The following is a 20,874-nucleotide window of genomic DNA, read 5'->3' as shown; positions in this document are numbered from 1 at the left end:
AACAATGACAACCACACCTGTTTTGTCGAATGTAAATGACAAGGATTGGTGGCGCGGGGCCGTCATCTATCAGATCTATCCACGCAGCTATCAGGACAGCAATGGCGATGGCATCGGCGACCTGTTGGGGATCGTGCAACGCCTGCCGCATATCGCATCCATGGGCGCGGATGCCGTTTGGATTTCGCCGTTCTTTACGTCCCCGATGAAAGATTTCGGTTATGACGTATCGGACTATTGCGATGTTGATCCAATGTTCGGATCGCTGGCGGATTTTGATGCGCTAATCGAAACAGCGCATGGGTTGGGCCTGCGCGTCATGATCGACCTTGTTCTATCGCATACATCGGATGTGCACCCGTGGTTTGAACAAAGCCGCAGCAGCACAGACAACGATAAATCCGACTGGTATGTTTGGGCGGACCCAAAGCCTGACGGCAACCCACCGAACAACTGGCTGTCGATCTTTGGTGGTCCTGCGTGGCAGTGGGATGCGCGCCGCGAACAGTACTACCTACACAATTTCCTAGTGTCGCAGCCCGACCTGAATTTCCATAACCCCGACGTGCAAGAGGCTTTGCTGGACGTCGCGCGTTTCTGGTTGAATCGCGGTGTGGATGGGTTCCGTCTGGATACCATCAACTTCTACATGCATGACGCGCAGCTTCGCGATAACCCGCCGCTGCCCAAAGAAAAACGGAACGCCAACATTGCGCCGTCGGTGAACCCGTATAACCATCAGGAGCACCTGTACGACAAAAACCACCCAGAGAACCTGAACTTCCTGCGTAAATTGCGCGCGGTGATGGAGCCGTTCGGCGCGGCAGCCGTGGGCGAGGTTGGCGATGCCCAGCGCGGGTTGGAGATTATGGGAGAATATACCGCCGGTAATGATTTGATGCAGATGTGCTACGCGTTTGAATTGCTGTCCGGTGATCGTCCGACTGCGCAATTCGTGGCAGACGTGATGGCGCAGGTCGATGATGTTGCGGCCGATGGTTGGGCCTGCTGGGCCTATTCAAACCACGACGTTGTGCGCCACGTCACGCGCTGGGGCCTGACGCCCGCCGCTGCACGTTTGTTCACGACCTTGATGATGTGCCTGCGCGGCTCGGTCTGTATCTATCAGGGCGAAGAATTGGGTCTACAAGAGGCTGACGTCGCATTCGAAGATCTACAAGATCCATACGGCATCGAGTTCTGGCCAGAGTTCAAAGGCCGCGATGGTTGCCGCACGCCGATGGTTTGGGAACGCGATAACAGTTGTGGTGGTTTCACGACGGGTCAGCCATGGTTGCCAGTATCATCCGAACACGTAGCCAATGCCGTCAGTGCCCAAGAGGATGATCCAGCCGCACTGATCCACCATTACCGCCGCGCGATCGCATTCCGCCATGCGCACGAGGCGCTAAAGACGGGCGATTGCACACCTTTGTCTGTAGATGGTGATGTGCTGAGTTTTACCCGTACGTCTGGCAATACCAAAATCTTCTGTGCCTTTAACCTAAGTGACACGCCATCTGATTTGACAGCGCCAGCAGGTGATTGGCACGCGGTAGGTGGCGAATTGGGTAGCGCACATTTGTCGGCGGACGGCGGCATTCATCTGGGCCCTTGGCAGCCCTATATCGCGCTACAGCAGAACTAATGGAGGGGGCAGATGGCTGATCTAAAACTGACAGATGTCGGCAAGAAATACGGTGGCAAGATTGAAGTTCTGAAGAACATCAACCTTGATATCAAACAGGGCGAGCTGGTTGTTTTTGTCGGGCCTTCGGGCTGCGGTAAATCGACGTTGCTTCGCATGATTGCGGGTCTGGAACAGATAACTGACGGAACGCTGGAAATCGGCGGGTCTGTGGTGAACGACATCCCGCCAGCCCAGCGCGGTATCGCGATGGTGTTCCAATCTTATGCGCTGTACCCGCATATGACGGTGCGCGATAATATGGCCTTTGCGATGAAAATCGCAAAGAAACCTCAGGCGGAAATTGATGCGGCCATCGATAAGGCCGCTAAAATCCTACAGCTAGAGGACTATCTGGATCGTCTGCCAAAGGCGCTGTCCGGTGGTCAGCGTCAGCGCGTCGCCATCGGCCGCGCGATTGTGCGTGACCCACAGGTGTATCTGTTCGACGAACCGCTATCGAACTTGGATGCTGCTTTGCGCGTTGCGACCCGGATTGAGATCGCCCAATTGAAAGAGGCGATGCCAGATTCCACCATGATTTACGTGACCCACGATCAGGTCGAGGCAATGACTTTGGCCAGCCGTATCGTGGTTTTGGCGAACAAAGGGATCGCGCAGGTCGGTACGCCGCTGGAGCTGTATGAACGTCCTGAAAACGAATTCGTTGCGCAGTTTATTGGATCGCCAGCGATGAACCTAATGTCGGGTGAGATCGTAGGGACGGGGGCACAGACCACCGTAAAATTGGACACCGGCGGCACTGCGATTTCGGCGGTGCCAACACAGGCCGCTGACATGGGCCTGCGCGTCAATATTGGCGTCCGCCCCGAAGACATGATCCAAACCGATGGCGATCCGTTGTTCACTGGAATGGTCAACATTACCGAAGCCTTGGGCGAAGTTACGTTGCTGTATTTTACCCCAGTGGGTGACAACGAACCGGTAATTGCGAAATTGCCCGGTATCCATCGCGATATTCGTGGGTCCTCGGTGTCTTTGACGGCTGATCCTGCCAAGGTACAGATCTTCCACAACGGACAATCGCTATATTATCGCTAAAACGAACGGGCCCTTGTGGGCCCGTTTTTTATCTCGTTAGCGCGTCCCGCAGAGATGAGGGGGACGATTCAATATTGCGCAAATCCAGCGATGTGATCAGATCCACCAAATGGCTTTTCATCAACTCTTGGGCGCGGTCACCATCGCGGTCGGCAAAGGCGGACATGAGGGCATGGTGGGCATTGCTTTCACATAGCGCAGATCGCCGTTGCCAGTAGAGCGCGATAATCAGTGACGACCGCGAAATCAGCTGTTTGATAAAGGCGGCAATCGTTTCTTGATCTGCGATTTGCGCAATTTCTATGTGGAATTTTCCCGATAGGTACAGAGCACGGCCATTATCGCCAGAATGCAATGCATCATGTTCGGCGTCGATATGGCGCTGTAGGTTTTCGATATGTTCATCCGTCATACGTAGTGCAGCAGAATGGGCGGTGCGCGGTTCCAACAGCGAACGAGCCTCGAATACTTCGCGGGCTTCTTTGATGGATGGCTGGGCGACGAACGCGCCTTTGTTCCGTTTCAGTTCAACCAACCGTTCATGGGACAGGGATTGCAGCGCCGCGCGGACGGTTGTGCGGCTGACCCCGTAAATTTCGCCAATTTCGTCTTCGCCCAATTTGGTGCCCGGTGCGATGCGGTGTTCGTGAATCGCCAATTCCAGCTGTTCAAACAGGCTATCAGCGGTCACGGGCATTGTTTGTAACTGGGTCATCATCGTTCCTTTGTATTCAACATGATGAATTCGACGGCAAAGCGCAATTTTCAAAACGGGTCGCTTTATTGTTTTCAAGATTGTATACAATTTTGCGCACAGTTTTTGATACATCGTCAAAAAACTTTGCCAAAAAATCGGGCAGGGCGAGTTTTTGGTGGTTTTACCAATCGGAAAAGATAGCGCAGAGCCATCGGAATCGGCTGAGGTCATCCCATCGGAAACGTGAAATGGCCTAGGCCGAAGCGGAGTGGAAATGGGCGCTGGATACGATCTCGAACTGGTTAACCTAACCAAAAAATACGGAGATACACTCGCCGTAGACAGCATCAATTACCAATTCAAAGCAGGTAGTTATGTTTGCTTACTTGGGCCTTCGGGGTGCGGTAAATCATCGACTTTGCGGATGATCGCGGGCCATGAATCCGTGACGGATGGTTCGGTCGTTCTGGATGGGTTTGATGTGTCATACTTGCCGCCGGCAAAACGCGGCACGGCCATGATGTTTCAAAGCTATGCATTGTTTCCGCACCTGAATGTTCGCGACAACGTTGCGTTTTCCTTGCGGATGAAAGGCGTCGACAAACAAGCGCGTCACGCAAAAGCGAACGAAATGTTGGAATTGGTCGATATGACCCAATATGCCGACCGTTTTCCTGCGCAACTGTCTGGCGGCCAACAGCAACGTGTCGCTTTGGCCCGCGCGTTGGTGACACAGCCAAAGGTGTTGTTGCTGGATGAGCCATTGTCGGCACTTGACCCGTTTTTGCGCATCAAAATGCGGACCGAACTAAAGCGCCTTCAGCGCGAATTGGGTATTACGTTTATTCACGTCACCCATGGTCAGGACGAAGCGCTCGCGCTCGGTGATGAACTGGTCGTTATGAATAATTCGGTCATCGAACAGTCGGGGGCGGCAAGGGACGTATGGGCCGCCCCCAAAACCGAATTTGTGGCCAAATTTATGGGCGGTCATAACGTGATCACGTTCGACGGTGGCAAGGTTGCTTTGCGGGCTGACGCGGTTGAACTGTCTGACACAGGATTGCCCGCTACAGTGACTGCCGTGGAATATCAGGGCGGTCATGTGGCGCTGACCACAGCGACCACCGCCGGCGAAGAGGTGCTGGCATTAGTACCCGAAGCCACGTTTTTCCAATCACCAAAAAATCCAGGCGATGCTGTGAAGCTTGCTTGGGACGAGGGGCGGCTACACCGCCTCCAATCTTAACCTCCTCTCATTTCAACAGGGAACATTGATATGTCTAAAATGCGTTATAGCCGTCGTGCTATTTTGAAAGGTGGCGCTGCTGCCGCTGCTGCTTCTGCTTTGCCCGCACCAATGATCTGGGCCCAAGAAATCAAAGACATCACCTTGCGCCAGTTCGGCACCGGCGTTTCGAACCTGAACGACGTCGCAACCAAGGTCAAAGAGGATCTGGGTTTCACCCTTGAAATGACCGCGTTGGATTCCGATAGCGTGACCCAGCGTGCAGCGACCCAGCCTGACAGCTTTGACATCGCGGATATCGAATATTGGATCTGTAAAAAGGTATGGCCAACCGGCAACCTGCAAGCCATGGATACATCGAAAATTGCCAACTACGACAAAATCGTCGGCATTTTCCGCAACGGTAAACTGACACCCGAAAGCACAATCGCCCAAGGCACCGCGCCGCATACCGTCGGTTTCGTTGATGGCCCAGGCGGCACCAGCTTTGCTGACAATGAAACCGGTTGGATGACCCTGATCCCGACCATCTACAACGCTGATACGCTGGGTATTCGTCCAGACCTAATTGGCCGCCCAATCGAAAGCTGGACCGAACTGCTGAACCCTGAATTCAAAGGCAAAGCGTCGATCTTGGATATCTCCTCAATTGGTATCATGGATATGGCCATGGTCTGCGAAGCCATGGGCGAAATCCAGTACGGCGACAAAGGCAACATGACCAAAGAAGAGATCGACGCCACATTCGCGATCTTTACCGAGGCAAAACAAAACGGCCAATTCCGCGCGTTCTGGAAAACATTCGATGAATCCGTGAACTTGATGGCCTCGGGCGAAGTTGTGATCCAATCCATGTGGTCGCCTGCAATCACCGCTGTGAAATCACGCGGCATCCCATGCGTCTACCAGCCGCTAAAAGAAGGCTACCGTTCGTGGGGCGGTGGTCTGGGTCTGTCGGCCAACCTGTCGGGCATGGAGCTGGACGCAGCCTATGAATACATCAACTGGTATCTGTCCGGCTGGGTCGGCGGTTATCTAATGCGTCAGGGCTATTATTCGGCCGTGCCTGAAACGTCCAAAGACTACATGTCCGAAAACGAATGGGGCTATTGGTTCGAAGGCAAAGAAGCCACCGGCGATATCACATCGCCAACGGGTGATGTTCTGGCCGCGGCTGGCGAAACCCGCGATGGCGGTTCGTTCGAAGAACGCATGGGCCGCGTGGCCTGTTGGAACGCCGTCATGGACGAGAACCAGTACATGGTTCGCAAGTGGAACGAATTTATCGCCGCTTAATCCCAATCGTCGGGGCGCATGTCGTGCCCCGACACCCACAATTTATGGGTGCCCTATGACACGCAATTTCATCGGTTGGCTACAGGCCGCGCCGCTGGCCCTTATCCTGTTGGGCTTTCTGGTCGCGCCGATCATCATGATCGTTATCGTCAGTTTCTGGGGCGCCACCGAATATTCGATTTATCCAGATTTCCAATTCGACAACTACGCATTCTTGTTCGGGTCCAAAGTCGTCTGGAAAGTCTTTTTTGCGACCTTCAAATATGCCGCGATCGTATGGGTGCTGACCCTGACCATTGGGTTCACGGTGGCCTATTTCCTTGCCTTCCACGTGCGCAGCCTAACATGGCAGATTGCGCTATTTCTGGTCTGCACGATCCCGTTTTGGACGTCGAACATCATCCGCATGATCAGCTGGATCCCGTTTCTGGGCCGTAATGGAATTGCTAACCAAACATTGATCAGCTGGGGCGTTATTGATCAGCCGCTTGAATGGCTGCTGTATTCCGATTTCGCGGTGATCCTTGCCTTTGTCCACCTATACACGCTGTTCATGGTCGTACCGATTTTCAACACGATGATGCGTATTGACCATTCGTTGCTAGAGGCAGCGCGCGACGCGGGTGCTTCGGGCTTCCAAACGCTGGTCAATGTTATCATTCCGCTGACCAAACCAGGGATCATGATCGGCACGATTTTCGTGGTGACCTTGGTCATGGGCGATTTCATCACCGTGCGGTTCATGTCCGGCAGTCAGAGCGCGAACGTCGGCCGCCTGATTTCAAACGACATCGGCCTGCTGCAATATCCCTCTGCTGCGGCGACGGCGGTGGTTCTGCTGTGCACCGTTCTAATCGTGATCGGCATCATGCTGCGTTTCGTTAACATCCGTAAGGAGTTGTAACCATGGAAAAAAGACCAACCAGCTTTTATTTCCTTGCGGCATTTTTCGCGCTTTTCGTGCTGTTCTTGTACGGCCCGACCGTCACAATCGGTATCCTGAGTTTTCAAGGTCGCGAAGGCGGCCTGACATTCCCCATGAACGGTGTATCGACATATTGGTTCCGCGATCTGTTTCAGGAACAAGCCGTTGGCGATATCTGGGGCGCGTTCCGCAGGTCCTTGGTTCTGGGCCTTATGGTTATGGTGACGACCGTGGTTGTTTCGGTCATGGCTGGACTGGCTTTTCGTAAGAATTTCAAAGGCTCAGGCATCTTATTTTACGCAGCGATCACATCGCTTGTGATCCCCTCGATCCTGATATCCTTGGGCGTTGGCCTGATTTTTAACCAACTGGGACTAAAGGTGCATTGGGCCACGTCGGGGTTTGGATCGCAGCTGACTTGGACACTACCGTTTGGCCTCTTGATCATGTTCGCAGTGTTTAACCGTTTCGACAAAAGTTACGAAGAAGCCGCCCGCGACCAAGGCGCAACCGCATGGCAGACCATACGATTTGTCGTTCTGCCGATTATTGCGCCATCGCTCATTGGTGTGGCGCTATTCGGGTTTACATTATCCTACGATGAATTCGCGCGAACGCTGCTAACAGCGGGCAGCTATAACACCTTACCGCTAGAGGTGTTCGGCATGACGACGAACGTCACCACACCCGTGATTTATGCACTGGGAACTTTAACTACAGCATTTTCATTATTGATAATTATAGCTTTTCTATTATCAGTTTGGGTGATGAATAGACGCCGTGCACGGTTGGGGTCTGACGCGGGCAAGGCACTGTAATGAAGCTGGCCTATATCAATCCCAACGCGACCCAAGCGATGACCGATAGCGTCGTTCGGGTCGTTTCGGACGCTGTCCCCGATATTCAGGTGTTGGGGTACACAAACGCGAACGGTCCCGCTGCCATTCAGGGGCCAGAGGACGGCGATGCCGCTGTTCCAGGTGTTCTGGCTTTGTTAGATCAGGCGGTTATTGATGGCGCGGATGCGATTGTGATCGCGTGTTTCGATGATACCGGACTTGCACCAGCACGCGCGCTTTGTCCGAAACCCGTGATCGGCATCGGACAGGCGGCCTACGTTATGGCGGGGTTGCTGGGGGCGCGATTTTCGGTCGTGACGTCTTTGCCCGTTTCGATCCCCGTGATCCAAGGAAATATCGTTGAAATGGGATATGCAAACGCCTGTGCAAAGGTCCGCGCTAGCAATCTGCCTGTTCTAACCATCGACGAAGGCAGCGAAGAGACGCGTCAAAAACTGATCAACAGCATCCGCAAAGCCGCCCAAGAGGATCGCGTGGATAGCGTGGTTCTGGGCTGTGCTGGCATGGCCTATATGCGCGAAGATTTGGCGCAACGCAGCGGTGTGATGTTGGTTGATGGCGTTGTCGCCGCTGCGCATCTGGCACGCGCGGCTGTGGCGATGGGCTAATTAAAAACCCCCAAGGCGAACCTTGGGGGCGTTTTCGTTACCCGCGGCGGCGGCCACCACGGCGGCGGCCTGTTCCGCCAGCAGCTTCGCCATCTGCAGAGGGTGGTTTGTTGAATGAAATCCAATCGCCACCATGAGGGTCGTTATTCGTCAACAGGTTCGCTGCGCGGATCGCTTCCATTTCTTTGCCTGGGCGCGATTTGGTCGATCCAAGGCCAGTGATCTTGCAGAAGGTTTCCAGATCAATATCGTCAGGCACGATGATACCAGCGGCGGCCAGTTCTGCCTTTTTCTCTTCGATCTTTTTGGGACCGACGGGCAGCGCGCATGGGTTCATAATTGCCGAGGTCATGCCAGCACCCATCGCCATTGGGAGGAACGCGTTGTTGATGCCGTGACGGTTTGGCAGGCCGAACGAAACATTCGATGCGCCGCAAGTGGTATTAACGCCCAGTTCTTCGCGTAGACGACGGACCAGAGTGAACACTTGCTGACCAGCAGTCGCCATGGCGCCGATAGGCATGACCAGTGGGTCAACGACGATGTCATGCGCAGGGATGCCGAAATCGGCCGCGCGTTCGACGATTTTCTTTGCCACGGCGAAGCGGACATCGGGGTCTTCGGAAATGCCAGTGTCATCGTTGGAAATCGCAACCACAGGAACGTTGTATTTTTTGACCAGAGGTAGCACAAATTCCAGACGCTCCTCTTCGCCGGTGACCGAATTCAGCAGTGGGCGGCCTTTGGCGACTTGCAGGCCAGCCTCTAGCGCCGCGGGAACGGAACTGTCGATGCAGATTGGCGTATCGGTCAGACCCTGAACCAGTTCGATCATTTTCACCATAAGGGGTGGTTCGGTTTCATTCGGGTTCGGGTTCGAATTGTAAACCACGCCCGCATTGATATCCAAAATATTTGCGCCCGCCGCGACCTGCGCCAAAGCGTCAGATTCAACGGTGGAAAAATCGCCAGCCTCTAGTTCGGCAGCTAGCTTTTTGCGGCCGGTCGGGTTGATGCGTTCGCCGATGACACAGAATGGTTGGTCAAAGCCGATGATGGCGGTTTTTGTCGCCGATTCAACGATAGTGCGGGTCATAAGCTCTCCTCAGGCTTTGTTGGCAGGGGTAGCTGCATCGCCACCGTTTTCGATTGCCCAATTTGCATTGGTTTTGATCCCGCCCAGCGGGAAGAAATGGACCTGTTCGATGTTGAAATCAGGGTTGGCAGCTTTGTGTGCGGCGAGTTCGTTCAGGATGTCGGTTGGTTCATAGGGCAGGACCAATTTGGTGACGTCCAGCGCGCGTTTTTGCAGAACCTTTAGCGACGGGCCAACACCGCAGGCCATCGCGAATTTGATCAACGTCTGCAGTTTGGCAGGGCCTGCGATGCCGATGTGAACAGGCAGGGTGATGCCTGCGTCTGTCAGGGCATTGCACCATTCGATCACTGGTTTCGCGTCAAAACAGAACTGGGTGGCCAACGCGATTTGCGCATCGGTGGTGTCGTTGAATTTCTGTTTCCAACGCAGTGCATCCATAACGTTCTGATCGCCGCCCGACGGGTCGATGTCGCGGTTGCCTTCGGGGTGGCCGGCAACATGCAGGCGTTTGAAACCAGCGCGGTCAAAGATGCCTGTTTCCAGCAGCTGCATCGAACAATGGAAATCACCATGAGGCTCCGCAACGCCGCCCGCAAGGATGAGGCCCTGATTGACGCCCGCATCGGATTGGTAACGGTTTACCCAGTCTTCCAAAGTTGCGGCGTCTTTGATGATGCGCGCAGGGAAATGCGGCATTGGATCAAAACCTTCGTCGCGTAGGCGCGCGGCGGTGGCGACCATGTCTTCGATTGGTGTGCCTTCGATGTGGGCAATGTAGACGCGGGTGCCAGCAGGTAGAAAATCACGGAAATCGTCGATTTTTTCGGCGGTGCGGGGCATCACCTCGATTGAATAGCCTTTTAGGAACGCCTCAAGATGTTCGGACGACGGGGTGGTCGCTTCTTTCTTGCGTAGGAACGGAACAAGAGCCATCAGGGCCTCCTTTAGGGTGGTGGGGTTCACGCGTGACCCATGTTTTCGATCAACTCGCGCAGACGCGCATCGTCGTATTCTTTGTCCAGACGCGCCGCTTCGGCTTCGGCGGCTGCGGCGTCATCACCGTCAACCGTGTAAGGCTCAGCCTTGCGCCAGGCGGACAGATAATCGTCAGTGCCGGCCATGCCTGCTTTCATTGCGGCGCGGTCGATGGCTTGTTCGAAACGTTCTGGTAATTGCACTTTGTGTCCGCGGCGGCCTTTGCCGACGATGACCTGTGCTGGGATATCCCGCCAGAATACGATTGTGACGTCTGCCATGTGATTCCTTGTCCTTTGTTAGTTCTGTTTTACGCGTGGTTATGTGCTCAGTAGGTGCCGTTTTCGACATGGCGTCGCAAAATGGCGACCTAAACTAGGTCACTCTGGTCTTGCGTAAAACCCTTATGAGGCATAGGTTTGAATTAACTTGATATGGAGGGCGTGATTATGGCGCCCAAGCGTCCCCGAGGTGCGGGCGCGTTCCCGAAGGCGGTCGAATCCCCCGCGCCCGTAAAACCAGATTCCGGTGCTCTGTATGCAGCGCTGGATTTAGGTACCAATAGCTGTCGAATGCTGATTGCCCAACCAAAGGGTAGCCAGTTTCATGTGATCGATAGCTTTTCTAAAACGGTCCAGTTGGGCCAAGGTCTGGAAAGCACAGGCCGCTTAAGTCGTGCGTCCATGAACCGCACGATCAGTGCCTTGCGCATTTGCAAACAAAAACTGCAGCGCCACCGCGTCAAACACATGCGTTTGGTCGCGACCGAAGCCTGTCGCCGCGCGAAAAATGGGCACCAGTTCATCAACCAGATCCGTCGCGAAACAGGCCTGCGTCTGGAAATCATCACACCAGAGGAAGAGGCGCGTTTAGCTGTTATATCTTGTGCGCCACTTGTTAGCACCAAAACGGAACAGTTGTTGGTGGTGGATATTGGTGGTGGGTCCACCGAATTGGTCTGGATCGATCTGACGAATGTGCCAGCCCGCGAACGGCCCGGTGCGATAATGCGGCTACACCGCGGCTTTGTGCAGGATCCGGGCCCATTTGCAGCCGCCAAAGTGGTGGATTGGATTTCGGTGCCGTTGGGCGTTGCGACTCTGCGCGATCAATTCCAAGACGTGGATGATGATGCCGCACGTTTCGCATTGATGAGCTGGTTCTTCGAAGAACAGCTCGCGAAATTCAGCCCCTACACATCCGAACAAGCCCGCGAAGGGTTTCAGATCATTGGCACGAGCGGGACGGTGACCACAGTGGCTGCCAGCCATTTGGGACTGAAACGCTATGATCGGACTAAAGTGGACGGGCTGCGTATGTCATCTGACCAGATTGATGCGGTGATCCGCGATTATCTGTCGCTTGGTCCTGACGGGCGGCGTACCGATCCGCGCATCGGCAGAGATCGTCAGGCGCTGATCATGTCGGGTTCGTCAATTTTGCAGGCTTTGATGCGCATTTGGCCGACGGATCGTTTATCTGTCGCAGATCGTGGTCTGCGAGAAGGTTTATTATATGCTTTAATGAGCGCCGACGGCGTGCTTGAGGATACGCCGTATTAAGTATATGCGGGGCTTCTTCGGATACGGGAACGTGAATGATGGCAAAGACACCGGGTAAAAACACCAGCGGACGCGGACAGCGCGATCTGTTTGTCAAAGTAAAAACAGCACGCGGGCGCAAAACGTCGTCTACGCGGTGGCTGCAGCGTCAGCTGAACGATCCCTATGTCAAACGCGCCCAGATGGAAGGCTATCGTGGCCGCGCCGCGTTCAAGATCATGGAGCTGGACGATAAATATCGGTTCCTTGTCCCTGGTGCACGTGTGGTCGATTTGGGCTGCGCGCCTGGTGGTTGGTGTCAGGTCGCTGTACCGCGCGTAAACGCGTTGGGCGAAAAGAAGGGCAAAAAGATCGGCACCGTGTTGGGCGTCGATTTGCAAGAGGTCGAACCTCTGGCGGGCGCTGAAATCCACCAATTGGATTTCCTATCTGAATTTGCCGATGACAAAGTCAAAGAATGGTTGGGTGGTGAAGCGGATGTCGTGATGTCTGACATGGCCGCGTCTTCGTCCGGTCACAAACAGACCGATCACTTGCGTATTATTACCTTGTGCGAACACGCTGCCTATTTTGCGTTCGACGTTTTGGCCCCCGGCGGCACTTTTGTGGCCAAGGTTTTGGCAGGCGGCGCCGAAGGTGAATTGATGAAAACGCTGAAAAGCAAATTCAAAACCGTCGCAAATATCAAACCGCCTTCGTCACGGTCTGATAGTTCGGAAAAATTTGTTGTCGCTCTGGGGTTCAAAGGCCGTGATGGCGAACACCGCGACGAAGAAGAGTAGGGGGCGTTACGCCCCCGTTCTTTTGGGTAGCTTCCAATTGGCGCGCGGGAAATGGCAGGTATAGCCATTGGGATTTCGCACCAGATAATCCTGATGTTCTGGTTCTGCCTCCCAAAAATCGCCTGCGGGTTCGACCTCGGTCACGACGAGTCCCGGCCACATGCCTGATGCGTTCACATCAGCGATAGTGTCCAGCGCCACGGCCTTTTGTTCGTCGTTCAGATAATAGATCGCGGACCTGTAGGACATTCCGATATCATTGCCCTGACGGTTTTTGGTCGTCGGGTCGTGGATCTGGAAAAAGAATTCAAGGATCGCGCGATAATCGGTTTGAGTGTCGTCATAGATCAACTCGATCCCTTCGGCGTGAGTGCCGTGATTTCGGTAGGTCGCGTTCGGGACATCGCCGCCAGTATATCCGACCCGCGTGCGCAAGATGCCGGGTTGGCGGCGGAACAGGTCTTCCATCCCCCAAAAACATCCACCTGCTAGAATTGCGGTTTGTTCAGCCATGTTTCATTCCACCTGATCAATGTATTTGCCGTAACCTTCGCCGTCCATTTCATCCAATGGAACGAACCGCAGCGCCGCCGAATTAATGCAATAGCGCAGCCCGCCGCGATCTGCTGGCCCATCAGGGAACACATGCCCCAAATGGCTGTCGCCGTATTTCGAACGAACCTCGGTTCGGACCATGCCGTGGGATACGTCGCGCAGTTCGACGATGTGATCGGGCTCGATTGGTTTGACAAAGCTGGGCCAACCACAGCCCGATTCATATTTCGAACTGGATGCAAATAGCGGCTCGCCCGATACGATATCGACATAGATACCGCGTTCTTTGTTATCTAGGTATTTCCCTGTGCCCGGACGTTCGGTGCCTGATTGCTGGGTCACATAGTATTGTTCGTCATCCAATGCCGCGATGGCATCGGGATCGCGATGATAGGTTGTCATGCGGCCTCCTTCGTTTAGGCCCAATATGGTGCGTAAACGGGGAATAACAACGGCAAAGCGTTATCACTAAGTGATGAGGTCGGTGTGGTCTGATGGGTAAATTCTGGCGGAGAGACAGGGATTCGAACCCTGGGTGGGCTTGCACCCACAACGGTTTTCGAGACCGCCCCGTTCGACCACTCCGGCACCTCTCCGCGCTGGTGAGGGGGCGTTTAAAGGGTGTTCGCAGGGCGTGCAAGAGCAAAATCACGAAAAAGTATTAAACCATGAAAATTCCTGAAGATTGGGAGCTTGGAAACCAATGGTGGCGGTTCTACCTTGGGCCTATGAAAAAACTAATTCCCTATGTTGCTGCGGTTTCGGTCGCGTTTCCTGCCGCTGCTCAAGAAAATAGTCAGGCAGAGCGCTTGTTCGATTTATTAGAGCAACCTGCCTTTATCGAAATACTGGTCCAAGAGGGCCAAGACATGGCCTCTGAAATCGCGGTATATAATTTTTCGACTGTTTATCTAGATGCGTGGGATGCAAAGGTAGATGCCTTAATGGATGCCGACACGATCGAGGCGTCTATGTTCGCGCAGTTCGAAGCTGCGTTGGACGGTGTCGATGTTGATAGCTACGTGACATATTTTGAATCGGGGTACGGTGCAGAAACCATTGCTGCTGAAATTGCTGCGCGGTCGATCATGTCTGACCCGTTTTTGTCGTCGCAAGCGATTGAAAAGGCCCATATGCAAATGCCAATGGGTCGTTTTGAACAGATCGACACGTTTTTGAACGTCAGTGGCTACATTGAACAAAGCGTCGCTTTTGCTTTGACGGATCAATATAATTTTTCGCGTGGGTTGTTGGACGGCGGCGCTATTCAGGGAATGACGGAATCTGATCTGGCTGCGATGGTCTGGGATCAAGAGGAATTCATCACAGACTCGACCAACGAATGGTTTCAGGGGTATCTGTACCTCGTGTTTGAAAATCTGTCAGACGATGCAATCGATGAACTGATATCGTTCACTGCGTCTGAACAGGGGCGCACGCTGAATCAGATTTTATTAGCCGCGCAGGGTGACCTATTCAGTATGATAAATTATGAACTAGGGCGCGAAGCGGCAAAGTTCATGATTCAGAGCGACCTTTAGCTTGACTTTATCCCCAGCCCGTTAGATAAGCCGCGCACTCGGGGCGGATTCTGCCCCGTTTACTGATTCAATACAGCCCAAATAGGGCGCGCAGTTCACGGGCGGCATAGCCAGCAACACGATAGTGGCCCCAGCGACGCGGAAGATAAGGAAGATTAGCATGTTTGCGGTTCTGAAAACCGGCGGCAAGCAGTACAAAGTTGCTTCGGGCGACGTTCTGCGTGTCGAGAAACTGGCAGCCGACGCTGGCGAGAAAATCCAGTTCAACGAAGTTCTGATGGTTGGTTCGACTGTTGGCGCACCTCTGGTAGACGGTGCAGCTGTTCAGGCAGAAGTTATCGACCAGATCAAAGGCGAAAAAACGATCTCGTTCGTAAAACGCCGTCGTAAACACTCGTCCAAGCGTACCCGCGGCCACCGTCAGCAACTGACCCTGGTTCGCATCACCGACATCCTAGAGTCGGGCGCAGATAAATCGGGCGTTAAAGCTGCTGTTGGCGCATCGTCGGCTCCTAAAGCTGCCGCTGCTGCTCCTGCTGCGAAAAAAGCTGCTCCAGCTGCTGGCGCAGACGACCTGACCACCATCAACGGTGTTGGTCCTGCTGCTGCTAAAAAACTGAACGATGCGGGCATCACCACATTCGCTCAGCTGGCTGCTGTTGACGCAGAATCGTTCGAAGGCGCAAAAGTGAAAGCTGAATGGGTTGAGCAAGCCAAAGAACTGGCGAAATAAGTTAGGTATAGGAGAGAAACATGGCACACAAAAAGGCAGGCGGTTCCTCCCGTAACGGTCGCGACTCTGCGGGTCGTCGTCTTGGCGTTAAAAAATTCGGTGGTGAAACCGTTATTGCGGGTAACATCATCGTTCGTCAGCGCGGCACCAAAGTTTGGGCTGGCGAAGGCGTAGGTATGGGCAAAGACCACACCCTGTTCGCAACCGCGAATGGTAACGTCAAATTCCACACCGGTCTGAAAGGCCGCACCTTTGTATCGGTTCTGCCAGTGGCGGAGGCCGCTGAATAAGACCGAGACCCAAGGGTATCAAATTAGGGGATCGGCATCGCCGGTCCCCTTTATTGTTTTATTTACCATGTGCTTTCAGAAGAGCGGAGGGGGAGAGCCGCTGTTTTGAAGTTTCGTATATCGAGGAGGAAAATGGATGCTCGATAAAACCATGGATCTACCCGTCATCTCGACGGATCGATTTGTTCTACGGCCCTCGCGTCCATCAGATGCGGGGTTGATTAGCCACTATGCGGGCGATGAACGGGTTGCACGCGGTACGCGGTCTATTCCGCATCCGTTGCCACCAGGCACGACCGAGGCATTTTTGGAACGCGCCGTGAATCCAAACCGCGACGAAGACGTTTGGGTCATCGACGGCAAAGCATCTGATTTGGCCGAGGTATTGGGCGTAGTGAGCCTTGAGCGTATGGATCGCGGCCAGTCCGAGATTTTCTTTTGGGTGGCGCCAGCGTTTTGGGGGACAGGCATTGCCTCTGGCGCTGTTCAGGCAATGATTGATGCAAACCCGCATGGGTCGGATACATTCTTTGCCGAAGTGTTTCAGGACAATCCTGGATCGGCCCGTGTTTTGAATAATTGCGGTTTCGCCTACCTGGGTGATGCCGAAGCCTATAGTGTCGCACGCAAGGCAACTGTGCCGACGTGGACATATACGCTGAAATTGACCCGATAATCGGGGCGGCTTTCAGGCTGCCCCTTGAGCAAAGCCGCGCAACGCGATAGGCCAAGCGCAAACGACCTGAAAGCCGCATTCGATGAAATTTCTTGATCTTGCTAAAGTTTACATCCGCTCGGGCAGCGGGGGGAACGGTTGTGTTTCCTTCCGCCGTGAAAAATACATCGAATACGGTGGTCCGGATGGCGGCGACGGTGGTCGCGGCGGCGATGTAGTGGTCGAGGCTGTTCAAGGTCTGAATACTCTGATCGATTTCCGGTACCAGCAGCATTTCTTTGCGCAAAACGGTCGTCCCGGCGAAGGCCGCGCGCGGACTGGTGCGTCTGGTGAAGACATAATTCTGCGCGTACCCGTCGGCACCGAAATCATCGACGAAGACGAAGAAACCATTCTGGCCGACCTGACTGAGGTTGGTCAGCGCGTTATCTTGGCCAAAGGCGGTAATGGCGGTTTCGGTAACCTCCATTTTAAATCCGCCACGAACCAAGCGCCGCGCAGTGCAAACCCTGGTTTGGGCGGGATTGAACGCACCATCTGGCTGCGTTTGAAACTGATCGCTGACGCGGGACTATTGGGCAAGCCGAATGCAGGTAAATCCACATTCCTTGCTGCAACATCCAATGCGCGTCCGAAAATCGCGGACTATCCGTTCACCACTTTGGTACCGAACCTTGGTGTTGTTGGTGTGGATGGCACCGAATTCGTGGTTGCAGACATCCCTGGTCTGATCGAAGGCGCATCCGAAGGTCGTGGTTTGGGCGATATGTTCCTAGGCCACGTTGAACGGTGTGCGGTTCTGCTGCATCTGGTTGATGGATCTGGCGGTGACCCTGTTGGGGATTACCAGACGATTATCGAAGAGCTGGAAGCCTACGGTGGTGATTTGGCGGAAAAACCGCGCGTGACGGTTTTGAACAAGATCGACACACTGGACGAAGAAGAGCGCGAATTTATCAAAGAGGAACTGGAGTCCGTCACGGATGGCCCAGTTTTGCTGATGTCTGGCGTTTCGACCGAAGGCGTGACCGAAGTTTTGCGCGCATTGCGTGAAAAAATCGATGATCGTAACGCTGCCGAGCTTGCCGCGGATCAGGAGGAAGAGCCTTGGCGTCCCTAACCAATGCAAAACGGATCGTTGTTAAAATCGGTTCGGCACTGCTGGTTGATCGCGAAAAAGGCACGCTGAAATCGGATTGGTTACGGTCGCTCGCGGACGATATCGCATGGCTGCGCGGGCAGGGTATCGATGTTGTGCTCGTGTCTTCTGGGTCTATTGCGTTGGGTCGCGAGGTTTTGGGCCTGCCGCGTAAAAACCTGCCGCTGGAACAATCGCAGGCGGCTGCGGCCGTTGGTCAAATCCGTCTTGCCCGCGCCTACGAAGAGATTTTGGCCCCACATGGGATCAAAACAGCTCAGGTTTTGCTGACATTGGAAGATACAGCAGACCGACGCCGTTACCTGAACACGCGCGCAACGATGGAGACCTTGATCGGGTTGGGCGTCACGCCGATTGTGAACGAAAATGATACCATCGCGACGGACGAAATTCGCTATGGCGACAACGATCGTCTGGCGGCTCAGGTTGCTGTGACTTGCGGTGCTGATCAATTGATCCTGCTATCTGATGTGGACGGGTTCTATTCTGGCAATCCAAACATTGACGTATCAGCAAAGCGTTTTGATGTCGTCGAACGGATCACACCAGAGATTGAAGCGATGGCGGGTGATGGAGTTTCCGGCCTATCCAAAGGTGGCATGATTACCAAGCTGTTGGCTGCCCGCATGGCGACCGAAGCGGGTTGCGCAATGGCGATCACTTTAGGGTCGCGAATGAACCCATTGAAGTCATTGGAGAATGGTGATTCTTCGACATGGTTTTTAGCGCATGATGATCCGCAGGCCGCGAGAAAGCGGTGGATTGCCGCGATGAAAACAACTGCGTCGGTAACCATTGATGCCGGCGCCGAAGCCGCTTTGCGTCAAGGCAAGAGCCTCTTGCCTGCAGGTGTTGTGTCTGTGTCCGGGCGTTTTGGGCGCGGTGATCCAATTGAAATCATATCCGCTGGTGGCGCACATTTGGGGATCGGACTGTCGCGCTATACTGCCGCAGAAACTCAGCTTATTCTTGGCCGCAAAAGCTCCGCGGTCGAAGAAATTTTAGGATACAAAGGTCGCGCCGCTTTGGTTCATCGTGATGATATGGTGGTGCAATTGATGGGAGTAGATCGTTGAAAGATAACGACAATATCGCGGAATTGGTTGCTTCGATCGGTCAACGCGCTCGGGCTGCTGCGACACAGTTGGCGCATGCGTCCGCCGAACGCAAACACGCTGCGTTGATCGCTGCGGCGGATGCTGTTTGGAAAAACCGCGCTGATATTATTTCGGCAAACGCCGAAGATCTGGAATTTGGTCGCGGCAAAGGTTTGTCTGACGCCATGATGGACCGTTTGCGTCTGGACGAAGACCGCATTCGCAGCATCGTGGATGGTTTGCGCACCATTGCTGAACAAACCGATCCTATCGGCGCTGTGATGCAGGAATGGGATATGCCCTCGGGCCTGCATATCAAACGCGTGCGCACACCGTTGGGCGTAATCGGCGTGATTTACGAAAGCCGGCCAAATGTGACGGCGGACGCTGGCGCGTTGTGCCTAAAGGCGGGGAACGCGGTTATCCTACGCGGCGGTTCCGAAAGCTTTCATTCTAGCCGCGCCATCCACGCCTGTTTGGTCGAAGGTCTAAAGGCCGCGTCCCTGCCTGAGGATGCGATCCAGCTGATCCCAACACGCGACCGCGAGGCCGTAGCAGAGATGCTGCGTGCTGTGGATTATATCGACGTGATCGTGCCTCGCGGCGGTAAAGGGCTGGTCGGTTTGGTCCAACGTGAGGCCCGTGTCCCTGTCTTTGCTCACCTTGAAGGCATCGTGCATGTTTATCTAGACAAAGACGCTGATCCGGAAAAAGCACGTGCAGTGGTGATGAACGCAAAAACGCGCCGCACGGGTATTTGTGGCGCGGCGGAATGTTTGCTGATTCATCGTGATATTGCTGCGACTTTGGGCCAGTCGATTGTGGATGATCTGAAATCGGCAGGCGTTCGCGTTCACGCGGGCGAAGGTCTGGATGGTACTGATGATGCGACCGACGATGACTGGGGCCGCGAATATCTAGACATGGATATCGCCGCAAAGATCGTTGATGATTTGGATAGCGCAATTGCACATATCCAGAAATACAGTTCGAACCACACGGATTGTATCATCACCGAAGATCCTGCAGCGGTCGCTAAATTCTTTGAACGTATTGATAGCGCGATCTTGATGCATAACTCGTCCACCCAGTTCGCTGATGGTGGCGAATTCGGTATGGGTGCAGAAATTGGCATCGCAACCGGCAAAATGCATGCGCGGGGACCAGTTGGGGCCGAACAGCTGACCAGTTTTAAATATCTGGTCAGCAGTGATGGTGCACTGCGCCCTTAACCCTTTAGAGTTAGGGACGTGTCGTTGAATTCAAACTCGATCGGGCCAGAGGCCGCCAGCACGTTAAAATGTACCTGTGCTGGTGGCAGGTCAAACTGTTCGCCATTCAGGACCGCCTCTGCTTCTGTTGGGATGGCGATCCGGCGACCCGTTGCCGTCACAGTCCATTCCGTTTGATTTGATGCGATCGTGATATCACCCCCCAAAGGCGTCATGGTTTCGGCGCAGAGCATCGCAAGCAACATCCGTCGGACCGCAGAACGCGGAGCAGTTCCTGCGTTCCAGTTGAAACAATGTCGCGTGCCTTTGGACAGCGTTCCTAACAGTTTCAGCATTTCCGCTTCGGCAACGAATGCGTCGGACGCCGGTCCAAACGCAAAGCGGAATAGCTGAATACGAGCGGTGGCGTTCGCCAGACTGTCGCGGATTAATGACATTTCTTCGCTGGGCGCGACCCCTGAGAGTTCAAGAAGTTCGACACCATTGCAAACCGCGCTAAGTGGGTTCACAAGGTCGTGGCAAATTCGCGAACCAATCAGGGCCGCAAGGTCAGGTGATTGTGTCATTCCGCCTCGGAGTAATTATGAGTCTAAATTCCATACTTGAGCCTGGCATGTTGGTCCGGCACCCAAATCAGCCTGATTGGGGTATTGGCCAAGTGCAATCGAATATTGCCGACCGCATCACTGTCAATTTCCAAGAGGCTGGAAAAGTCGTGATTGATGGGCGGCAGATTGTTTTGCAGCTTGTTCACACCGATAGCTTCTAAATCAGTAATTAGTTTGCAAT

At 54.1% G+C, this 20,874-nt stretch carries 24 protein-coding genes and 1 tRNA gene; 17 read left to right on the top strand and 8 right to left on the bottom strand.

Annotated elements, in window-relative coordinates; translation table 11 throughout:
* Positions 1-4: 4 nt before the first annotated feature.
* Positions 5-1,648, top strand: coding sequence for an alpha-glucosidase (locus BVC71_RS05280; RefSeq protein ID WP_086450531.1), 1,644 nt, complete (start codon positions 5-7; stop codon positions 1,646-1,648).
* 12 nt (positions 1,649-1,660) lie between these two features.
* Complete coding sequence (locus BVC71_RS05275) at positions 1,661-2,749, top strand: ABC transporter ATP-binding protein (protein WP_086450530.1); 1,089 nt, start codon at positions 1,661-1,663, stop codon at positions 2,747-2,749.
* Positions 2,750-2,777: 28 nt separating this feature from the next.
* On the opposite strand, the gene BVC71_RS05270 is transcribed toward BVC71_RS05275, so the two are convergent.
* Entirely contained in the window at positions 2,778-3,464 is a 687-nt protein-coding gene (locus BVC71_RS05270) for a GntR family transcriptional regulator (RefSeq protein WP_086450705.1), read from the bottom strand.
* 256 nt (positions 3,465-3,720) lie between these two features.
* On the opposite strand from BVC71_RS05270, the gene BVC71_RS05265 reads away from it, so the two are divergent.
* The 5 genes from BVC71_RS05265 to BVC71_RS05245 are packed head-to-tail and all read left to right on the top strand — an operon-like array spanning position 3,721 to position 8,384.
* On the top strand, positions 3,721-4,695 hold the full coding sequence (locus tag BVC71_RS05265; RefSeq protein ID WP_086450529.1) for an ABC transporter ATP-binding protein: 975 nt from the start codon (positions 3,721-3,723) through the stop codon (positions 4,693-4,695).
* A 30-nt stretch (positions 4,696-4,725) separates the two neighbouring features.
* Positions 4,726-5,991, top strand: coding sequence for an ABC transporter substrate-binding protein (locus tag BVC71_RS05260; protein ID WP_086450528.1), 1,266 nt, complete (start codon positions 4,726-4,728; stop codon positions 5,989-5,991).
* 55 nt (positions 5,992-6,046) lie between these two features.
* On the top strand, positions 6,047-6,895 hold the full coding sequence (locus BVC71_RS05255) for an ABC transporter permease (protein ID WP_086450527.1): 849 nt from the start codon (positions 6,047-6,049) through the stop codon (positions 6,893-6,895).
* A gap of 2 nt (positions 6,896-6,897) precedes the next feature.
* Positions 6,898-7,734 (top strand): ABC transporter permease, encoded by an 837-nt coding sequence (locus tag BVC71_RS05250; RefSeq protein WP_086450526.1) that lies wholly within the window; start codon positions 6,898-6,900, stop codon positions 7,732-7,734.
* Entirely contained in the window at positions 7,734-8,384 is a 651-nt protein-coding gene (locus tag BVC71_RS05245) for an aspartate/glutamate racemase family protein (protein ID WP_086450525.1), read from the top strand. Before BVC71_RS05250 ends, BVC71_RS05245 begins: the two co-directional genes overlap by 1 nt.
* 37 nt (positions 8,385-8,421) lie before the next feature.
* Here the strand turns inward: BVC71_RS05245 and BVC71_RS05240 are convergent, their stop codons facing one another.
* Genes BVC71_RS05240 through BVC71_RS05230 form a run of 3 tightly spaced genes read right to left on the bottom strand, consistent with a single transcriptional unit; the run spans position 8,422 to position 10,739 of the window.
* Complete coding sequence (locus BVC71_RS05240; RefSeq protein ID WP_086450524.1) at positions 8,422-9,480, bottom strand: methyltetrahydrofolate cobalamin methyltransferase; 1,059 nt, start codon at positions 9,478-9,480, stop codon at positions 8,422-8,424.
* Positions 9,481-9,489: 9 nt separating this feature from the next.
* Positions 9,490-10,416, bottom strand: coding sequence for a methylenetetrahydrofolate reductase (locus BVC71_RS05235; RefSeq protein WP_086450704.1), 927 nt, complete (start codon positions 10,414-10,416; stop codon positions 9,490-9,492).
* Between the two features lie 26 nt (positions 10,417-10,442).
* The gene (locus tag BVC71_RS05230) at positions 10,443-10,739 is read right to left on the bottom strand and encodes a virulence factor (RefSeq protein ID WP_086450523.1); all 297 of its coding nucleotides are present in this window, start codon (positions 10,737-10,739) and stop codon (positions 10,443-10,445) included.
* Between the two features lie 168 nt (positions 10,740-10,907).
* Between BVC71_RS05230 and BVC71_RS05225 the strand changes: the two genes are divergently transcribed.
* Together BVC71_RS05225 and BVC71_RS05220 are read left to right on the top strand one after the other, a co-directional pair.
* A complete protein-coding gene (locus tag BVC71_RS05225; RefSeq protein ID WP_086450703.1) occupies positions 10,908-12,020 on the top strand; it encodes a Ppx/GppA phosphatase family protein in 1,113 nt (370 codons plus the stop codon).
* A 38-nt stretch (positions 12,021-12,058) separates the two neighbouring features.
* On the top strand, positions 12,059-12,802 hold the full coding sequence (locus BVC71_RS05220; RefSeq protein WP_086450702.1) for an RlmE family RNA methyltransferase: 744 nt from the start codon (positions 12,059-12,061) through the stop codon (positions 12,800-12,802).
* A gap of 6 nt (positions 12,803-12,808) precedes the next feature.
* Here BVC71_RS05220 and msrA read toward each other — a convergent pair whose 3' ends face one another.
* The 3 genes from msrA to BVC71_RS05205 form a co-directional block, all read right to left on the bottom strand.
* Positions 12,809-13,315: a peptide-methionine (S)-S-oxide reductase MsrA gene (msrA, locus tag BVC71_RS05215; protein WP_086450522.1), complete on the bottom strand. Its 507-nt coding sequence runs from the start codon at positions 13,313-13,315 to the stop codon at positions 12,809-12,811.
* 3 nt (positions 13,316-13,318) lie between these two features.
* Positions 13,319-13,759, bottom strand: a complete 441-nt coding sequence (gene msrB / locus BVC71_RS05210) for a peptide-methionine (R)-S-oxide reductase MsrB (RefSeq protein ID WP_086450521.1) — start codon at positions 13,757-13,759, stop codon at positions 13,319-13,321.
* A 104-nt stretch (positions 13,760-13,863) separates the two neighbouring features.
* Positions 13,864-13,953, bottom strand: a tRNA-Ser gene (locus tag BVC71_RS05205).
* A 132-nt stretch (positions 13,954-14,085) separates the two neighbouring features.
* On the opposite strand from BVC71_RS05205, the gene BVC71_RS05200 reads away from it, so the two are divergent.
* From BVC71_RS05200 to BVC71_RS05170, 7 genes are all read left to right on the top strand, one after another.
* Entirely contained in the window at positions 14,086-14,898 is an 813-nt protein-coding gene (locus BVC71_RS05200) for a hypothetical protein (protein ID WP_086450520.1), read from the top strand.
* Positions 14,899-15,058: 160 nt separating this feature from the next.
* Positions 15,059-15,631, top strand: a complete 573-nt coding sequence (locus tag BVC71_RS05195; RefSeq protein WP_086450519.1) for a 50S ribosomal protein L21 — start codon at positions 15,059-15,061, stop codon at positions 15,629-15,631.
* Positions 15,632-15,651: 20 nt separating this feature from the next.
* Positions 15,652-15,921, top strand: coding sequence for a 50S ribosomal protein L27 (gene rpmA, locus BVC71_RS05190; protein WP_086450518.1), 270 nt, complete (start codon positions 15,652-15,654; stop codon positions 15,919-15,921).
* A gap of 136 nt (positions 15,922-16,057) precedes the next feature.
* Positions 16,058-16,597 carry a GNAT family N-acetyltransferase gene (locus tag BVC71_RS05185; RefSeq protein ID WP_086450517.1) on the top strand — a complete coding sequence of 180 codons (540 nt, stop codon included), beginning with the start codon at positions 16,058-16,060 and terminating at the stop codon, positions 16,595-16,597.
* A gap of 82 nt (positions 16,598-16,679) precedes the next feature.
* Positions 16,680-17,717 (top strand): GTPase ObgE, encoded by a 1,038-nt coding sequence (gene obgE, locus BVC71_RS05180; protein WP_086450516.1) that lies wholly within the window; start codon positions 16,680-16,682, stop codon positions 17,715-17,717.
* Positions 17,705-18,832, top strand: coding sequence for a glutamate 5-kinase (proB, locus tag BVC71_RS05175; RefSeq protein WP_086450515.1), 1,128 nt, complete (start codon positions 17,705-17,707; stop codon positions 18,830-18,832). The genes obgE and proB overlap by 13 nt, the downstream gene beginning before the upstream one ends.
* Entirely contained in the window at positions 18,829-20,085 is a 1,257-nt protein-coding gene (locus tag BVC71_RS05170; protein WP_086450514.1) for a glutamate-5-semialdehyde dehydrogenase, read from the top strand. The genes proB and BVC71_RS05170 overlap by 4 nt, the downstream gene beginning before the upstream one ends.
* Here BVC71_RS05170 and BVC71_RS05165 read toward each other — a convergent pair.
* The gene (locus BVC71_RS05165) at positions 20,082-20,651 is read right to left on the bottom strand and encodes a histidine phosphotransferase family protein (protein ID WP_086450513.1); all 570 of its coding nucleotides are present in this window, start codon (positions 20,649-20,651) and stop codon (positions 20,082-20,084) included. The genes BVC71_RS05170 and BVC71_RS05165 overlap by 4 nt on opposite strands.
* 17 nt (positions 20,652-20,668) lie before the next feature.
* Here BVC71_RS05165 and BVC71_RS05160 point away from each other — a divergent pair, with 17 nt between their 5' ends.
* A complete protein-coding gene (locus BVC71_RS05160) occupies positions 20,669-20,854 on the top strand; it encodes a DUF3553 domain-containing protein (protein WP_165767724.1) in 186 nt (61 codons plus the stop codon).
* The last annotated feature ends 20 nt before the right edge of the window (positions 20,855-20,874 follow it).

Source organism: Marivivens niveibacter (assembly GCF_002150005.2).
Classification (GTDB): Bacteria; Pseudomonadota; Alphaproteobacteria; order Rhodobacterales; family Rhodobacteraceae; genus Marivivens; species Marivivens niveibacter.
Note: the sequence above shows the minus strand (reverse complement) of the source record. Positions and strands in the feature narration are given on the sequence as shown.

Excerpts from the sequence above, each read along its gene's own strand:
- BVC71_RS05225 (WP_086450703.1), top strand. The coding sequence starts at position 10,908 with ATGGCGCCCAAGCGTCCCCGAGGTGCGGGCGCGTTCCCGAAGGCGGTC.
- BVC71_RS05255 (WP_086450527.1), top strand. The coding sequence starts at position 6,047 with ATGACACGCAATTTCATCGGTTGGCTACAGGCCGCGCCGCTGGCCCTT.
- BVC71_RS05235 (WP_086450704.1), bottom strand. The coding sequence starts at position 10,416 with ATGGCTCTTGTTCCGTTCCTACGCAAGAAAGAAGCGACCACCCCGTCG.
- BVC71_RS05260 (WP_086450528.1), top strand. The coding sequence starts at position 4,726 with ATGTCTAAAATGCGTTATAGCCGTCGTGCTATTTTGAAAGGTGGCGCT.
- BVC71_RS05195 (WP_086450519.1), top strand. The coding sequence starts at position 15,059 with ATGTTTGCGGTTCTGAAAACCGGCGGCAAGCAGTACAAAGTTGCTTCG.
- BVC71_RS05245 (WP_086450525.1), top strand. The coding sequence starts at position 7,734 with ATGAAGCTGGCCTATATCAATCCCAACGCGACCCAAGCGATGACCGAT.
- BVC71_RS05200 (WP_086450520.1), top strand. The coding sequence starts at position 14,086 with ATGAAAAAACTAATTCCCTATGTTGCTGCGGTTTCGGTCGCGTTTCCT.
- BVC71_RS05270 (WP_086450705.1), bottom strand. The coding sequence starts at position 3,464 with ATGACCCAGTTACAAACAATGCCCGTGACCGCTGATAGCCTGTTTGAA.
- rpmA (WP_086450518.1), top strand. The coding sequence starts at position 15,652 with ATGGCACACAAAAAGGCAGGCGGTTCCTCCCGTAACGGTCGCGACTCT.
- BVC71_RS05280 (WP_086450531.1), top strand. The coding sequence starts at position 5 with ATGACAACCACACCTGTTTTGTCGAATGTAAATGACAAGGATTGGTGG.
- BVC71_RS05220 (WP_086450702.1), top strand. The coding sequence starts at position 12,059 with ATGGCAAAGACACCGGGTAAAAACACCAGCGGACGCGGACAGCGCGAT.
- BVC71_RS05185 (WP_086450517.1), top strand. The coding sequence starts at position 16,058 with ATGCTCGATAAAACCATGGATCTACCCGTCATCTCGACGGATCGATTT.
- BVC71_RS05230 (WP_086450523.1), bottom strand. The coding sequence starts at position 10,739 with ATGGCAGACGTCACAATCGTATTCTGGCGGGATATCCCAGCACAGGTC.
- BVC71_RS05160 (WP_165767724.1), top strand. The coding sequence starts at position 20,669 with ATGAGTCTAAATTCCATACTTGAGCCTGGCATGTTGGTCCGGCACCCA.
- msrB (WP_086450521.1), bottom strand. The coding sequence starts at position 13,759 with ATGACAACCTATCATCGCGATCCCGATGCCATCGCGGCATTGGATGAC.
- BVC71_RS05165 (WP_086450513.1), bottom strand. The coding sequence starts at position 20,651 with ATGACACAATCACCTGACCTTGCGGCCCTGATTGGTTCGCGAATTTGC.
- BVC71_RS05240 (WP_086450524.1), bottom strand. The coding sequence starts at position 9,480 with ATGACCCGCACTATCGTTGAATCGGCGACAAAAACCGCCATCATCGGC.
- obgE (WP_086450516.1), top strand. The coding sequence starts at position 16,680 with ATGAAATTTCTTGATCTTGCTAAAGTTTACATCCGCTCGGGCAGCGGG.
- BVC71_RS05265 (WP_086450529.1), top strand. The coding sequence starts at position 3,721 with ATGGGCGCTGGATACGATCTCGAACTGGTTAACCTAACCAAAAAATAC.
- BVC71_RS05275 (WP_086450530.1), top strand. The coding sequence starts at position 1,661 with ATGGCTGATCTAAAACTGACAGATGTCGGCAAGAAATACGGTGGCAAG.
- msrA (WP_086450522.1), bottom strand. The coding sequence starts at position 13,315 with ATGGCTGAACAAACCGCAATTCTAGCAGGTGGATGTTTTTGGGGGATG.
- BVC71_RS05250 (WP_086450526.1), top strand. The coding sequence starts at position 6,898 with ATGGAAAAAAGACCAACCAGCTTTTATTTCCTTGCGGCATTTTTCGCG.